The organism is Mesorhizobium sp. M8A.F.Ca.ET.207.01.1.1, assembly GCF_004794715.1.
In the GTDB taxonomy this organism is placed as follows: Bacteria; Pseudomonadota; Alphaproteobacteria; order Rhizobiales; family Rhizobiaceae; genus Mesorhizobium.
Genome location: NZ_SRUS01000011.1, coordinates 147,799 through 161,974, shown reverse-complemented (window position 1 = coordinate 161,974; position 14,176 = coordinate 147,799). Strand labels below are relative to the sequence as shown.

General features: G+C 64.3%; 15 protein-coding genes. 9 read left to right on the top strand and 6 right to left on the bottom strand.

All coding sequences use genetic code 11. The features are described 5' to 3' along the window. The first annotated feature begins 201 nt into the window (after positions 1 to 201). The 8 genes from EN850_RS27710 to EN850_RS27670 all read left to right on the top strand — a co-directional run bounded on the left by EN850_RS27710 (position 202) and on the right by EN850_RS27670 (position 7,196). The gene (locus EN850_RS27710; RefSeq protein WP_136092733.1) at positions 202 to 1,038 is read left to right on the top strand and encodes an ABC transporter permease; all 837 of its coding nucleotides are present in this window, start codon (positions 202 to 204) and stop codon (positions 1,036 to 1,038) included. 165 nt (positions 1,039 to 1,203) lie between these two features. Next, complete coding sequence (locus EN850_RS27705) at positions 1,204 to 1,995, top strand: ABC transporter permease (protein WP_136092702.1); 792 nt, start codon at positions 1,204 to 1,206, stop codon at positions 1,993 to 1,995. Beyond that, a complete protein-coding gene (locus tag EN850_RS27700; protein WP_136092701.1) occupies positions 1,992 to 3,065 on the top strand; it encodes an ABC transporter ATP-binding protein in 1,074 nt (357 codons plus the stop codon). Before EN850_RS27705 ends, EN850_RS27700 begins: the two co-directional genes overlap by 4 nt. Positions 3,066 to 3,077: 12 nt before the next feature. Beyond that, complete coding sequence (locus EN850_RS27695) at positions 3,078 to 4,352, top strand: glycosyltransferase (protein WP_135916589.1); 1,275 nt, start codon at positions 3,078 to 3,080, stop codon at positions 4,350 to 4,352. A gap of 229 nt (positions 4,353 to 4,581) precedes the next feature. Continuing rightward, complete coding sequence (locus EN850_RS27685) at positions 4,582 to 4,932, top strand: cupin domain-containing protein (RefSeq protein ID WP_127872867.1); 351 nt, start codon at positions 4,582 to 4,584, stop codon at positions 4,930 to 4,932. 28 nt (positions 4,933 to 4,960) lie between these two features. After that, positions 4,961 to 5,302 (top strand): cupin domain-containing protein, encoded by a 342-nt coding sequence (locus tag EN850_RS27680; protein ID WP_135914233.1) that lies wholly within the window; start codon positions 4,961 to 4,963, stop codon positions 5,300 to 5,302. Positions 5,303 to 5,322: 20 nt separating this feature from the next. Continuing rightward, positions 5,323 to 5,667: a cupin domain-containing protein gene (locus EN850_RS27675; RefSeq protein WP_095202811.1), complete on the top strand. Its 345-nt coding sequence runs from the start codon at positions 5,323 to 5,325 to the stop codon at positions 5,665 to 5,667. Positions 5,668 to 5,687: 20 nt separating this feature from the next. Continuing rightward, complete coding sequence (locus EN850_RS27670; RefSeq protein WP_136092732.1) at positions 5,688 to 7,196, top strand: aldehyde dehydrogenase family protein; 1,509 nt, start codon at positions 5,688 to 5,690, stop codon at positions 7,194 to 7,196. Between the two features lie 146 nt (positions 7,197 to 7,342). Here EN850_RS27670 and EN850_RS27665 read toward each other — a convergent pair whose 3' ends face one another. The 6 genes from EN850_RS27665 to EN850_RS27640 form a co-directional block, all read right to left on the bottom strand. Beyond that, entirely contained in the window at positions 7,343 to 8,170 is an 828-nt protein-coding gene (locus tag EN850_RS27665; RefSeq protein WP_127872865.1) for a hypothetical protein, read from the bottom strand. Between the two features lie 285 nt (positions 8,171 to 8,455). Further along, positions 8,456 to 9,217, bottom strand: a complete 762-nt coding sequence (locus EN850_RS27660) for a glucose 1-dehydrogenase (RefSeq protein ID WP_127872864.1) — start codon at positions 9,215 to 9,217, stop codon at positions 8,456 to 8,458. 13 nt (positions 9,218 to 9,230) lie between these two features. Further along, positions 9,231 to 10,043, bottom strand: a complete 813-nt coding sequence (locus EN850_RS27655) for an ABC transporter permease (RefSeq protein ID WP_135863378.1) — start codon at positions 10,041 to 10,043, stop codon at positions 9,231 to 9,233. Further along, entirely contained in the window at positions 10,043 to 10,906 is an 864-nt protein-coding gene (locus EN850_RS27650; RefSeq protein ID WP_135863380.1) for an ABC transporter permease, read from the bottom strand. The genes EN850_RS27655 and EN850_RS27650 overlap by 1 nt, the downstream gene beginning before the upstream one ends. Positions 10,907 to 10,969: 63 nt before the next feature. Then, positions 10,970 to 12,133, bottom strand: a complete 1,164-nt coding sequence (locus EN850_RS27645; protein WP_127280014.1) for a spermidine/putrescine ABC transporter substrate-binding protein — start codon at positions 12,131 to 12,133, stop codon at positions 10,970 to 10,972. Then, positions 12,114 to 13,250 carry an ABC transporter ATP-binding protein gene (locus tag EN850_RS27640; RefSeq protein ID WP_127280015.1) on the bottom strand — a complete coding sequence of 379 codons (1,137 nt, stop codon included), beginning with the start codon at positions 13,248 to 13,250 and terminating at the stop codon, positions 12,114 to 12,116. Before EN850_RS27640 ends, EN850_RS27645 begins: the two co-directional genes overlap by 20 nt. A gap of 113 nt (positions 13,251 to 13,363) precedes the next feature. On the opposite strand from EN850_RS27640, the gene EN850_RS27635 reads away from it, so the two are divergent. Then, positions 13,364 to 14,176 carry a LuxR C-terminal-related transcriptional regulator gene (locus EN850_RS27635; protein WP_127280016.1) on the top strand — a complete coding sequence of 271 codons (813 nt, stop codon included), beginning with the start codon at positions 13,364 to 13,366 and terminating at the stop codon, positions 14,174 to 14,176.

The following is a 14,176-nucleotide window of genomic DNA, read 5'->3' as shown; positions in this document are numbered from 1 at the left end:
CATCCGGCCGCTTCGCGGCCACCTTCTCCCCGGCGGGGAGAAGAGGCTGGAGCCAGCTCTGGCGCGCTCCTCTCCCCTCGGGGAGAGGTCGGATTGTCCCGAATTGCCCTTCGCAATTCGGTTGGCAATCCGGGTGAGGGGGAACTCGCCTGCTGCCAGCGAGGGCGCGGCGTGATGCGATCATCCCGCTCCTCCTTGCTGATGGCCCCGGCGCTGGTCTGGTTGACCGCGCTGATGGTGGTGCCATGCGCGCTGGTGCTGGCGCTCGCCTTCTTCCGGCGCGGCATCTATGGCGGCATCGACTACACCTTCACGCTGGAGAATTTCGGGCAGGTCTTCGACCCGCTCTATGCCGGCATTTTCCTGAACTCGGCGCGCATTGCCGGCATCGCCACGCTGATCGCGGTGGTGATCGGCTACGCCGCCGCCTATGCCATCGCGGCCGCCCCGCGCCGCTGGCAGCCGGTGTTCCTGTTCTTCGCCGTGCTGCCGTTCTGGTCCAACTACCTGATCCGCACCTATGCCTGGATCGTGCTGCTCAACCGCGAAGGGCTTATCACCCAGCTCCTGCGCTGGGTGGGCTACACCGGTGAACCGCCCTCGATGCTCTACACCGAAGGCGCGGTCATCGCCGGCCTGGTCTACAACTATCTGCCCTTCGTCATCCTCGCCTGCTACGCGCCTTTGTCGCGGCTCAACCCGGAACTGGCCGAAGCCTCGCGCGATCTCGGCGCTTCGGCGATGACGACGTTTCGCCGTGTCATCCTGCCGCTGACCGTGCCCGGCATCGTCGCCGGCGCCGTCTTCGTCTTCGTGCTGTCGATCGGCAATTTCGTCACCCCGGCGCTGCTCGGCGGCGGCCGCTTCCAGATGATCGGCAACCTTGTCTACGACCAGTTCCTGACCGCCAATGACTGGCCGTTCGGCGCGGCCCTGGCAATGGCGCTGATCGCCATCATGCTGCTGGTGCTGATGGCGCAAGCGATCGCCGCCAATCGCGCCTCCGGACGGGCGGCTGAAGTGAAAGCCGATGGCTGAGCGCAGCGCGACCCTTCCCTTCTCCCCGTTTACGGGGAGAAGGTGCCCCGAAGGGGCGGATGAGGGGCGGCGCCAACGCCTGCAAGGTTGGGCGCTGCCCCTCATCTGCCTGCCGGCATCTTCTCCCCGTGAACGGGGAGAAGGACGCTGTTTTGGGGGCCGGCGATGAACCACTCCCTGACCCGCGCTTTCAGCATGCGGACGATTCTCGTGCTCGTCTATGCCTTCCTCTATATCCCGATCGCCGTGCTGGTCGCGCTCTCCTTCAACGAAGGCGGGCTGCCTACGGCATGGTCGGGCTTTTCGCTGAAATGGTACGTCTCGCTGGCCGGCAATTCCGCGATCCTCTCCGCCGCCCTCAACACGCTGATCGTGGCGCTGGTCTCGACAGCGATCGCCACCTTGCTCGGCACGCTGCTGGCGATCGGCGTCGAGATGCGCCGGCAATATGGCAAGGGGCTCGAGGCGCTGATCTTCGCGCCGATGATCATTCCCGACATCGTGCTGGCAATCGCGCTCCTGTCGTTCTTTTCGATGCTCAACCTCACCATGGGCCTGCACACCATCATCCTCGCCCATGTCGTATTCAACCTCGCCTTCGTCTGCTCGGTGGTGCGTGCCCGGCTGAAGAGTTTCGACTGGTCGATCGTCGAGGCTTCCACCGATCTCGGCGCCTCCGCCATCGCCACCTTCCGGCGGATCACCTTGCCGGTCATCGCGCCGGCCGTGATTGCCGGCGCACTGCTCGCCTTCACGCTCTCGGTCGACGAGTTCATCATCGCCTTCTTCACCGCAGGCGCGGGCCGCGCCTCGACCACGCTGCCGATGCAGATCTACGCCATGATCCGCTTCGGCATCACACCCGAGATCAACGCCCTGGCCACCATCGTCATGGCGGTCTCGGTCACCGCGCTGACCCTGTCGCAGCGGCTCAACCGGGGAATGATCGGCCAATGAGCGAACCGCGCACGCTGCTGGCCATCGATCGTGTGTCGAAGAATTTCGGCCGCGTCACCGCCGTCGACGGCATCTCGCTGGATATCAGGGAGAACGAGTTCTTCGCGCTCCTCGGTCCATCGGGCTGCGGCAAGACCACGCTCTTGCGCATGCTGGCCGGCTTCGAGACGCCGAGCGATGGGCGCATCCTGCTCGACGGCAAGGACATCGCCAGGATGCCGCCCAACAAGCGGCCGGTCAATCTGATGTTTCAGTCCTACGCGCTGTTCCCGCATATGAGCGTGCGGGCCAATGTCTCCTATGGGCTGGAGATGGAGCGCTTGCCGGCTAAAGAAATCCGCGCGCGCGTCGACGCCATCCTGGCGACCACCGAACTCGTGCCCTTCGCCGACCGCAAGCCGGAGCAACTATCGGGCGGTCAGAAGCAGCGCGTGGCGCTCGCCCGCGCCCTGGTCAAGCGCCCGCGCTTGCTGCTGCTCGACGAGCCGTTCGGCGCGCTCGACAAGAAGCTGCGCGGCGCCATGCAGCTGGAATTGAAGCGCCTGCAGCACGAGGTCGGCATCACCTTTGTCATCGTCACCCATGATCAGGAGGAATCGCTGGTCATGGCCGACCGCATGGCGGTGCTGAAAGACGGCAAGCTGCTGCAATGCGACACGCCGCATGCGGTCTATGAGCATCCGGCTGAGCGTTTCGTCGCCGACTTCATCGGCGTGATGAATTTTATCCCGGGCAAGGTGTCAGCCGATGGCGTCGTGGCCGCGAATGGCGCGCGCATCGCCGGCAAGGTCCCCGCAGCGCTTTCGTCCGGGGCGGCTGCCGTCGCGTCGGTGCGGCCCGAACGCGTCCGGCTGTTCCCGTCAGCGGATACCGCGAACCGGACGACCGGAACGGTCGAGGTGCTGGCCTATCAGGGGCTCGACCTGCAGCTGCATGTCCGCACGCCGCTGTCGCCGAAGCCGTTCCTCGTGCGTGTAACCGCCGACGCAGCCGACCGGCGGCCGGTCGCATTGGGCGACCAGGTCGAACTCGGCTGGGATGCCGCCGACGTCAGAATTTTCGCAGAGTGAAGGAGAAGCCTGATGGCGCAGAAGACGATCGCGTTTTTTCCCGAAGCCGCCTACGGCCCGGCGCTCAATTCCGTCGGCATCGCTCAAGCCGTGGAGGCGCGCGGACACAAAGCGGTGTTCCTGTCCGATCCGGGATTCGTCGATGTCTACAAGGGCTATGGCTTCGAGGCGCATCCGGTGAACCTTTCCGAACCGATGCCGCCCGAGCAGATGGCCAAGTTCTGGGAGGACTTCATCAACGGCCATATCCCCAACTTCCGCAAGTCGCCCTACGACCAGGTCGACAATTACGTCAAGGATTGCTGGACGGCGATCGTCGACAGCGCCAAGTGGGCGCAGAAGGACCTGCCGCGCGTGCTTTCCGCCATCAAGCCTGATGTGATCTGCGTCGACAACGTCATCCTGTTCCCGGCGATCAAGCAGTTCGGCAAGCCGTGGGTGCGCGTCATCTCCTGTTCCGAAAACGAGATCGAGGACGAGGGCATCCCACCGCATCTCTCCGGCTGCGGCGAAAACGACCATGCCGGACACCAGCGCTACCGCGATCACTTCAATGCCGTGATCAAGCCGATCCATGATGACTTCAACGCGTTCCTCGGCGCCAATGATGAGGCGCCCTATCCGATCGGCCAGTTCTTCGAGGCTTCGCCCTATTTGAACCTGCTGCTTTATCCCGAAGCCGCGAAATTCAAGCGCCGCCATCCGCTCGATCCGGCAAAATTCCAGTATTTGGAAGGCTGCGTGCGGCAGGAAAAGCCCTATCCCGTCCCGGCCTTCGCCAAAAACAACGACGGGCCGCTGCTCTACGTCTCCTTCGGCAGCCTGGGGGCCGGCGATGTCGACTTGCTGAAGCGGATCATCGCGACGCTGGGCAAGACCCGCTACCGCGCGCTGGTCAATGTCGGCGGCTACAGGGATCAGTACACCGACGTGCCCGGCAACGTCATCGTCGACAGCTGGTTCCCGCAGCCTTCGGTGATCCCGCAGGTCGATGCCGTGATCCACCATGGCGGCAACAACTCCTTCACCGAGTGCCTCTATTTCGGCAAGCCCGCGATCATCATGCCCTATGTCTGGGACGGCCACGACAACGCCACCCGGGTCCAGGAAACCGGCCATGGCTTCGGCATGCCGCGCTACGATTGGACGGACGCGGAGTTGATCGCGAAGATCGAAGCCTGCCTGACCGATCCGAAAATGAAGGCGAAGCTGGCGCAGACATCGGCACAGATGCACGTGCAGAATGGACCTGAGAAGGCTGCGGGTTTGCTGGAGGCGTTGCTGTGATTGCGATGTTTGACACGCCGAGCCAAGGCGCCCCCCTCTGGCCTGCCGGACATCTCCCCCACGAGGGGGGAGATTGGATGTCGCGACTGCCTTCGCCAATTTTCGACGTCGATGACGAAACGCCGAGGCCGAAGTTGCCGATCTCCCCCCTCGTGGGGGAGATGTCCGGCAGGACAGAGGGGGGCGCCGTAGAGCACGAGCTTCTCAGGCGGCGCGCAGGAGCATCAGCATGACTTCCTCCGCCCCGCACCTCCACCAGGCCTCGACCCGCACCGACCTCGTCGACTGGGGCGTCCAGCCCGACGCCCTGTCGGGCGTCTCCCACTCCACCGGCAAGCTCGTGCACAAAGGGCCGAACAACCAGCCGGAATCCGGAATATGGGTCTGCACACCGGGCCGCTGGCGGCTCTCGATTCCGCGCGACGAACTGTGCCACTTCGTCGCCGGCCGCGCGACCTACCGGTCGGATGTCGGCGAGGTGATAGAAATCTCCAGGGGAAGCGTGGTCATGTTTCCCGCCGGCTGGACGGGCGAATGCACCGTGCATGAGACCATGCGCAACGTCTACATGCTGGCCTGAGCAAGAATAAGCCGCAGAGGAGCAAGACATGCCGACACCGCATTGGCCTGAGGCCTCGACCGTGGAGCTGGAAGATTGGGGCGCGGGCGCCAACACGCTCGCCGGCGCGCCGCGGGCCTCAGGCAAGATCCTCTCCAGGAATCCGGACGGGTCGAACGAATGCGGCCTGTGGTCGTGCACGCCGGGCACCCGCAAGGTCAGCTTCGCCGCCGACGAGTTCTGCCATTTCCTGTCGGGGCGCGGCAGCTATGTCAGGGACGATGGCGAGGACATCCCGGTCGGAGCCGGCACGCTCGTCTTCTTTCCCGCCGGCTGGACCGGCATCTCCATCATCACGCAAACGCTGACCAAGGCCTTCATGTGCCGGTGAGCACTTACCAGGAAAATCCTATGACCACGCCGATCATGCAATCGCCGCTTGCCATCACGGACCTCGTCGACTGGGGCGTCATCCCGACAATGATCGAGGGGCAATCCCATACGTCGGGCAAGCTGCTCCACAAGGGGCCGGAAGGCCGTTCGGAATGCGGCCTCTGGGTCTGCACGCCAGGCAAGTGGCACTGCCACGTCACCCGCGACGAGTTCTGCCACTTCCTGGAGGGGCGCTGCACCTACGTGCATGAGTCCGGCGAGGTCATCGAGATCGAGCCGGACACGGCGGCCTTCTTCCCGCAGGACTGGAAAGGCGTCTGCACCGTCCATGAGACGATCAAGAAGGTCTACATGATCCGTTGAGCGGATCCGAGAGGATGTCCATGCATTTCTCCCCCGGCCGGCCGATTTTCTTCGTCAATCCGGACTACCGGCCAATGACCGGCGCGAACAGGCCGGTAATCGATCCGGCGACGCTGGAAACCGTCGGCACGATCGCGGCGGCCAGCGACGGCGAGGTCGACACCGTGCTCACCGCCGCGACCAAGGCGCAGCTTGCCTGGAAAAAGCTCGACGCCAAGAGCCGGGCAAAGCATCTGCACGCCGTCGCCAACGCCATCGAGGCGGCGGACTTCACGCGCTGCGCCGAACTGATGGTGCGCGAGATGGGCAAGCCCTATCCCGAAGCCATCGGCGAGATCGCCAATTGCGCGCCGATCTTCCGCTACTATGCCGAGATGGCGCGCGACGATGCCGGCAAGATCGCAGGCACGACGCAGGCCGGCTCGTTCCAGTATGCGCGCTACGAGCCCTATGGTGTCTCCGTCCACATCATGCCCTACAACTTTCCGATCCTGCTGATGTGCTGGACCGTCGCGGCCTCGCTCGCCGCCGGCAACGCCTGCGTCATCAAGCCGGCGGAAGCGACGACGCTCTCGACGCTGGACTACATGACCGTATTCCGGTCGCTGCCCGAGGGCCTCGTCTCCTGCTTGCCTGGTGGCGCGGCCACCGCGCAGGCACTGATCACTGCCGATCGCACCCATGCGGTCGCTTTCACCGGCTCGGTCGCGGCCGGCAAGGCGGTGGCCGTGGCCTGCGCGGAACGCATGAAGCCTTGCGTCATCGAGGCCGGCGGCAGCGATCCGCTGATCATCAGCCAGCACGCGCCGCTCGACGTGGCGGCGGCTGGCTCCGTCACAGCCGCCTTCCACCTCACAGGCCAGGTCTGCACGTCGGCCGAGCGATTCTTCGTCGTCGATTCGGTCCACGATCGCTTTGTCGAACTGTTTGCCGAGAAGACACGGGCGCTGCGCATCGGCAACGGCATGGACAGAACCGAGATCGGCCCGCTGGTCAGCGAGGCAGCACGGGCCAAGGTCATGCGGCTGGTCGACGATGCCATCTGCAACGGCGCCACGGCCATTACCGGCGGCCGCATCCCGCCGGAGCACAACACCGGCTGGTTCTACGAGCCGACCATCCTGACTGGCGTCACCCCAGACATGGCGATCGTGCGCGAGGAGTGTTTCGGCCCAGTCGCCGCCATCTGCCGGGTTAGGGATTTCGACGAGGCGATCCGGCTCGCAAACGACAGCCCGTTCGGGCTCGGCGCTTCGGTCTTCACGACGGATCTGGCGGAAGCGCATGAGGCGGCCGAACGGCTCGAGGCCGGCATGGTCTGGGTCAACAATCCGCTGATCGACAATGACGCCCTGCCCTTCGGCGGCTGGAAGGCTTCCGGCCTCGGCCGCGAACTCGGGCGCCAGGGGCTCGACGCCTTCCGCCGCTCCAAGATGGTGATCATCGACCACAGGCCGGCCATCCAGGACTGGTGGTACCCCTATCCCGACAGCTGGTTTCGCGAGACCGGTGGCCGCAAACACGTATGAAGAATGGCGCGCGGCAACACCGCGCACCCATATTCCTAAGCCTCGATCGCTACGACCAGGACGTGCGAGCAGGAAAAGCAATGTCGCCGGGCAAAGCCCAGCGGCATCTTCTTCGACTGGCTACCGCCTTTTTCAGGGACGATCCGCTACGGCGTCGTACCCGCCTGAAGCTTGGCCGCCATCTGATCGATCTTGTCGGCAAGGACGCCTTGGGCCCAGGCCGTGACATCGGCGTCGACGGGCTTGTTGGCCATATCCGCCAGTGCCGCGTCGAGCGCCGCCGGATCCGTGCCGACCGCTGCCGCGGCAGCGTCGGCCTCGGCCTGGTCGGCCGCCGCATTGTCGGCGGCCACCACGGCCTCCTGTGCGGTGACATCTGCCTGCAGGGCCGCTATCTGGCCAGGCAAGGCCGCCTGTTCTTCGGGCGTCATGGCGGCGATCTGATCCGGCGTCAGCGACGTCAGCGCGCTCAGCTGCGAATTCAGGTCATCTAGCTGGGCTTGGGCGGCGGCGGCCGTGGCGGCGGCGGCAGCGGCCGCTGCTTGCGCATTCTTGGCCGTCGCCGATTGCGTCACGAAGGCCTGAATGCCGGCGAACTTCTTGCTCTTGGAATTCATGTAGGCGTTGATGTTGCGCTGCAGCGAGTTCAGCCGGCCGAGTTTGGCGTGAATGTTCTTGTCCTTCGGTACGGACGAGACTGTTGTGGTCGTATCGACCGTGGTGTCGGTGGTTGTGTCGGTTTCCGTCTTGGCTGCATGTCCCGGTGCCGACGACGACTTGCCATGCGAAGCACCGCTGTTGCCGTTGCTATTACCGTGGGTGCCGCCGTTGCCATTGCCACCGCCATTCCCGTTGCCGCCGCCGTTACCTCCGCCATTGCCATTGCCGCCATTGCCACCATTGCCGGCGAGCGCCGGAGACGCCAGAAGCGCCAATGCGGCCAGCGCCGCGAACAGAGTTTTCCGGTTTGTCATGTTAATCTCCTTGGGAATCGCCTACTCGCCCACCGCTGAACCATCTGGGTATGAGAAATCGCTAATTATACCCGGTAAACTTTAGACAAACTCGGTCGCAATCCGAGAGCGGACGCCGTTACCAAGCTGTAACGAGTTGAAAAGTCACAGAAATTGCCGCTCTGGTCCTGCCATGGCACTGAAGTCCCATGACAACCAGACCATAGTCCTGTGCCGTCCGACGCCACGCAAACCGCAGCAAAAAGGGGGCTGAAATGGGAAGGTCGATAGATGAAAGCGTCGGTGTCAGCCGATACTTTCGCCGCCATCGATCACCAGCGCCTGCCCGGTCATGAAGGACGAGCGGTCCGAGACGAGGAACAGGATCGCCTCGGCGATCTCTTCGGCCACGGCCCAGCGCCCCATCGGGATCTTGGTGCGGACATAGGTTTCGATCGCCTCGCGTCCGCCCATCTGGGCGATGAACGGTTCGTTGAAGGGCGTGTCGACCCAGCCCGGGCAGAGCGCGTTGACACGCACATTGTGCCGGGCATAGTCGAGCGACATCTGCCTGGTCATCGCCACCACGGCATGTTTCGATGTCGCGTAGGCGATCATCTCGCGGTCATAGAAGACACCCGAATTCGAAGCCGTGTTGAGGATGACGCCGCCGCCTTGCGCAATCATCGACGGCATGACGATCCTTGCCGCGAGAAACTGCGCCCGCACATTGACCCGCCACGAGGCGTCCATGCCGGCGGTCTCGACCTCGGTCAGCGTGCCGCCGACCTGGATGCCGGCATGATTGTGCAGGATGTCGATGCGCCCATGCTTCTCGAGCGTGCCGGTTATCAGCTGCTCGACAGCCACGTCCTCCCCGACATCGGTGGCGATGGCCTCGGCCCGGCCGCCCACTGCGCGGATGCCTGAGGCTGTTGCCTCGCCGGCGGCCGCATCCCGGTCGGCGATGACGACCACCGCACCTTCCCTGCCCATGATCATGGCGCCGGCACGCCCGATGCCGGATCCGGCGCCTGTCACCACGGCGATGCGGTCTTTGAGGATCATGGAGCAGCAGCTTTCAGTTGGATGGCTTGCGCTGGCGCAGCTGCCATTGGGCAAGCACCACGAGCAGGACGGAAGCGACGAGCACGATCGTCGCGATGGCGTTGATCTCCGGCGTCACCCCGCGCCGGATCGACGCGAACACATAGATCGGCAGCGTCGTCTGCGCGCCGGCGACGAAGAACGCGACGATGAAATCGTCGAAGGAGAAGGTGAAGGCCAGCAGGAAGCCGGCGACCACCGCCGGCATGATCTGCGGCAGGACGATCGAGCGGAACGTCGTCAGCGGCGTCGCGTAGAGATCGCTTGAAGCCTCGACCAGATTGCGGTCGAGGCTGCCCAGACGCGTGCCGACGATCATCGTCACCAGCGCCATCGAGAACAGGCCATGCGCGGCGATGATCGAGCCGTAGCCGAGCGACAGGCGCGGTGGCTGGTCACCGGGCCAGACCGAGGCGAGGAACGGGTTGACGACGGCGAACAGCTGGACGAGCGCGACCAGCGTCGAGATGCCGATGACGACGCCGGGAACGACGATCGCCGCGCCAAGCAGCCCATCGAAGACGGCGCGGGTTCTGACGCCGACACGCGCCAGGCCAAGGGCTGCCGCGGTGCCGAACACCGCCGCCAGCAGGGCGCTGGTGGTGGCAATGAACAGGCTGTTCTTCAGCGCCTCGACCAGGAACGGGTTGGACAGCGCCTTGCCGTACCATTGCACCGAGAAGCCGGTGAACTCGCTGGCATGGTGGCCGGCGTTGAAGGAAAACAGCACGACCAGCACGATAGGCAGATAGAGGAACGCGAAGACGGCAATGACGAAGGCGCGCATCAGATGAGGTCCACCCGGCGGGCGCCCGCAACCCGGTTCGAAATGCGGTTGGCGACAATCAGCACCACCACCGAGACCAGCACCAGCGTGATTGCGATGGCCGATCCGAACGGCCAGTTGCGCGACTGCAGGAACAGGTCGACCAGCGCGTTGCCGATGAAGAACACCTTGCCGCCGCCGAGCAGCGTCGGGATCAGGTACTCGCCAAGCAGCAGGATCATGACCAGCGAAAAGCCGGTCATCACGCCCGGCAGCGACAGCTTCAGGGTCACACCAAGGAAGGTGGAGAGCGGGGTCGCGCCGAGATCGGCCGAAGCTTCCAGCAGCCTTCGGTCGAGCCGCTCGAGGCTGACATAGATCGGCAGGATCATCAGCGGCAGATAGCCGTAGACGATGCCGAGCAGGACGGCACCCGGCGTGTTGATCAGCCTGACATCCTCGATGCCTACGAAGGCGAGCAGCGCGGGGATGCCGCGTCCGCCCAGAATGTACATCCAGGCATAGGTGCGCATCAGCAGGCTCGTCCAGAACGGAATGACGACCAGCGCAAGCAGGATCAGCCGCCAGCGCTGCGGCGCCTGCAAGGCAAGATAATAGGCGACCGGATAGGCAACGAGCAGGCAGGCAAGCGCGCCCACCGGCGCCAGCACCATGGTGTTCCAGAACGCGGTCGCCCGCGCCGGAAGATTGGCGTATTGCGCCAGCGTGAAGGCCGCCTGGTATCCGCCCTCGGGGGCCCGCTCGCCGACGCTGAACACGGCTATGGCGATGAACGGCAGCACCAGGAACACCACCAGCCATACTGTCGCCGGCGCGAGCAGCAAGGCGGTCAGGAAATTATGCCGAAATCTGTTGCCGTGCATCGAAACCGTCCCGGTACCGGCGGACATGGGCCCGCCGGTCGTTTGTCTTTGTCCAGGCCAGTCTCAAGCCGATTTGAAGCGCGCCATCAGTTCGGCACGGCCCGGATCGGTCAGCGTTGCCGCCGCGCCGAATTCGAGCGGCGTCAGCAAGTCCGCCGCCGGATAGAGGATCGGATTGTCGAGCACTTCCTTGGGCAGCAGCTTGTTAACGCGCGCATCGGTGGAAGGAGCGCCGTTGGCGAGGTGCTCCTTCACCGCGACCTGCGGGTTCATCAGATAGTTGAGCAGCGCGTAGCCGGCGGGCTTGTTCGGCGCGTCCTTCGGGATGGCATAAAAATCGGTCCAGATCTCGCCGCCTTCCTTGCCAAGCACATAGGCGATCTCGGGAATGTCGCGATGCAGCTGCGCGCCGTCATTGGTCCAGCACATCGTCATCCACGCGTCGCCCGCGCGCATGCCCGGCTGGTAGTCGGACGAGACGGCGAACAGATGCGGCTTGACCTTGAGCAGCAGTTCCTCCGCCTTGGCGAGCTCGTCCTGCTTCAGCGAATTGAACGAATAGCCGTAATATTTCAGCGCGTTGCCGATGGTGGTGAGCTGGTAGTCATGCACCATGGTGCGGCCATCGCCCTCGGCCATGGCGGTGTCCCAGAACTCCTTCCAGCTCGTCATCGGCTTGGCGAGCTTCTTGGTGTTGACGGCAAAACCCGTCGTGCCCCAGTTCTTCGGCACGGCGTAAATAGTGCCATCGATGGTACCCTCGGAGGTGAAACGCGCATCTTCCTGCGTGCCATCGAAGTTCGGCAGCTTCGCCATCTCCAGCGGCTCGATGATGCCGAGCTTCTTGTAGGTCGAGATCGTATAATTGGTCGGCACGAACAGGCTCCAGCCCGAGGCGCCGGCCTGCAGCTTGGCCAGCATCTCCTCATTCGAGCCGAACACGTTGACCTCGACGGCGACGCCCGTGTCCTTCTTGAAGTTCTCGAAGGTCTGCGGGTCATGATAGTTCGGCCAGGTGGCGATCGACATGCGGTCGCCAAGGCTTTCGGCGGCGAAGGCCGGCGTCGGCATGATGCCGATCTCGCGCGCCATCACCGCCGTTGCGATGCCGAGGCCGGTGAGGCCAAGGAAGTCGCGGCGGCCGATCGAGCCGCGCTTCAAGCGCATCAGCTGGTCGACGAAATTCTCGGGGCTTATCGGCAGTCCGTCACGATATGATTTCGACATGTTTGTTTACCCTCTGGTTGGTCCCGTTGTTCTTGGTCTCCGGAAACGCGAGCGGCGTCCCGGTGGCAAAGCCGATGGCGACGGGTTCACCCGGCTTGAAGAGATTGCCTTGGCCGATCAAATGGTCGGCCTTGGCGAGTAATGTTCCGATGCCCTGGACCTCGATCGCGTATTCCGCCGTCGATCCCAGGAAAATCCGGTTGCGGACGACACCCTTGAGCGGGCCGCTTGCCGGAGCGCCGAGGCTGAGTGATTCAGGACGCAGGCTGACCGAGACGGTCTCGCCCTGTTGCAAGGCGGTGCGTTTGCGCGCCGCGATGATGGTGCCGTCCGCCAGCGCAACGTCCACCAGTTCGCCCGTATGCCCCGCGACCTTGCCGGCAAGCAGATTGGTCTTGCCGACGAAATCGGCCACGAACAGATCGGCCGGCTCGTCGTAGATCTCATTGGGCTGTCCAAGCTGGACGATGCGGCCGCCATTCATGACGCAGACGAAATCGCTCATCGACAGCGCTTCCTCCTGGTCGTGCGTCACCAGCACGAAGGTGATGCCGATCTCGCGCTGCAGGTTCTGCAGCTCGATCTGCATGTCGGTGCGCAGCTTCTTGTCGAGCGCCGCCAGTGGCTCGTCGAGCAACAGCACCGCCGGCTTGTTGACCAGCGCGCGCGCCAGCGCGACACGCTGCTGCTGGCCGCCGGACAGTTCGTGGATCTTGCGGCCGCCATAGCCGGCGAGCCGCACCATTTCGAGCGCTTCGCCGGCCCGCTGGCCGATCTCGCGCGACGACAGCCGTGGCCTTGCCTGGCGCAGGCCATAGGAAACATTGGCTTCGACGTCGAGATGCGGGAACAGCGCGTATTGCTGGAACACCATGTTGACCGGCCGCCGGTAGGGTGGCGTGCCGGCCATGTCCTGGCCGCGGATGAACACCTGGCCTTCGCTCGGCTGTTCGAAGCCGCCGATCATGCGCAGGCAGGTCGTCTTGCCGCAGCCAGACGGTCCAAGCAGCGCAACGAAGGCGGAGGGCGGCACGGCAAGGTCGATACCGCTGACCGCAGTCACCGCGCCATAGCGCTTGGCCACGCCGCGAAATTCGATGTCGGGCACTGCGGTCAAGGCTGCGGGCTCCAGGACGATGCGATTTCAAGACGCTACCAGAGCCAATGGCAGCTAGTATATACCTCGCGGGTGGTATATCTGATCTATTTTCTCGTTTAAGGGGGTATTGATTGAGCACTTCCCGCAGCGACGAATACAGCCGGCTCGCCGCCCTTGTCGCGGCGACGCGGGAGACGAGCGGCGACCTGTTCGGCCACGCGATGGTCGATTGGCTGCGCCAGCATGTCGGCTTCGACCACTGCGTGATCTTCGGCTATCGTGGCGCCTCACGACCGCCATTGCTGTTCGAGACGTTCACACCGGCCGAAAGCCACGTCTTCGTCGCGCTCTACCAGGAGGGGCCTTACCTGCTCGACCCGTTCCATCACGCGGCGGTCGAGCGCAAGGAAGGGTTCTGGCGCATGCGGGAACTCGCGCCCGATCGTTTCTACGCCAGCGAATATTTTCGCTCCTACTACAGCCAGACCCGGTTGGCCGAGGAAGTCGGCTTCTTCGTGCCGCTGCCGGGCAAGGACGCGCTGGTGCTGTCGTTGATGCGGCTCAGTGCTTCCGGCCCGTTCGGCACCGCCGATGCCAGGCTGCTGCGCGACATGGCGCCCGCGGTGATCAGCTTCATCAGATCGCGCTGGCCTGCCCTCCCCGCCGACGAACCGGCCGTGACGAAGCAGGACGAGGAAATAGCCGCGGTCAACGAATTCGACCGCGCCCATATCTGGAAAAGCCTGTCACTGACGCCGCGCGAAAAGCACGTCGTCGACCTGGTGCTGCAGGGGCATTCGACGGAATCGATCGCCAGGGCCATGCGCATCGTGCCGGGAACCGTGAAGGTCCATCGCCGCAACATCTACCGCAAGCTCAAGATCAAGTCGCAGGCCGGCCTTTTCGCCCGCTTCGTCGAGATCATCGACGCGCGGATCCGATGA

What these genes read in the sequence shown, in the direction of transcription:
- EN850_RS27710 (WP_136092733.1), top strand. Translation starts at nt 202, where the DNA reads ATGGCCCCGGCGCTGGTCTGGTTGACCGCGCTGATGGTGGTGCCATGC.
- EN850_RS27665 (WP_127872865.1), bottom strand. Translation starts at nt 8,170, where the DNA reads ATGACAAACCGGAAAACTCTGTTCGCGGCGCTGGCCGCATTGGCGCTT.
- EN850_RS27645 (WP_127280014.1), bottom strand. Translation starts at nt 12,133, where the DNA reads ATGTCGAAATCATATCGTGACGGACTGCCGATAAGCCCCGAGAATTTC.
- EN850_RS27705 (WP_136092702.1), top strand. Translation starts at nt 1,204, where the DNA reads ATGAACCACTCCCTGACCCGCGCTTTCAGCATGCGGACGATTCTCGTG.
- EN850_RS27700 (WP_136092701.1), top strand. Translation starts at nt 1,992, where the DNA reads ATGAGCGAACCGCGCACGCTGCTGGCCATCGATCGTGTGTCGAAGAAT.
- EN850_RS27685 (WP_127872867.1), top strand. Translation starts at nt 4,582, where the DNA reads ATGACTTCCTCCGCCCCGCACCTCCACCAGGCCTCGACCCGCACCGAC.
- EN850_RS27655 (WP_135863378.1), bottom strand. Translation starts at nt 10,043, where the DNA reads ATGCGCGCCTTCGTCATTGCCGTCTTCGCGTTCCTCTATCTGCCTATC.
- EN850_RS27680 (WP_135914233.1), top strand. Translation starts at nt 4,961, where the DNA reads ATGCCGACACCGCATTGGCCTGAGGCCTCGACCGTGGAGCTGGAAGAT.
- EN850_RS27670 (WP_136092732.1), top strand. Translation starts at nt 5,688, where the DNA reads ATGCATTTCTCCCCCGGCCGGCCGATTTTCTTCGTCAATCCGGACTAC.
- EN850_RS27660 (WP_127872864.1), bottom strand. Translation starts at nt 9,217, where the DNA reads ATGATCCTCAAAGACCGCATCGCCGTGGTGACAGGCGCCGGATCCGGC.
- EN850_RS27675 (WP_095202811.1), top strand. Translation starts at nt 5,323, where the DNA reads ATGACCACGCCGATCATGCAATCGCCGCTTGCCATCACGGACCTCGTC.
- EN850_RS27695 (WP_135916589.1), top strand. Translation starts at nt 3,078, where the DNA reads ATGGCGCAGAAGACGATCGCGTTTTTTCCCGAAGCCGCCTACGGCCCG.
- EN850_RS27650 (WP_135863380.1), bottom strand. Translation starts at nt 10,906, where the DNA reads ATGCACGGCAACAGATTTCGGCATAATTTCCTGACCGCCTTGCTGCTC.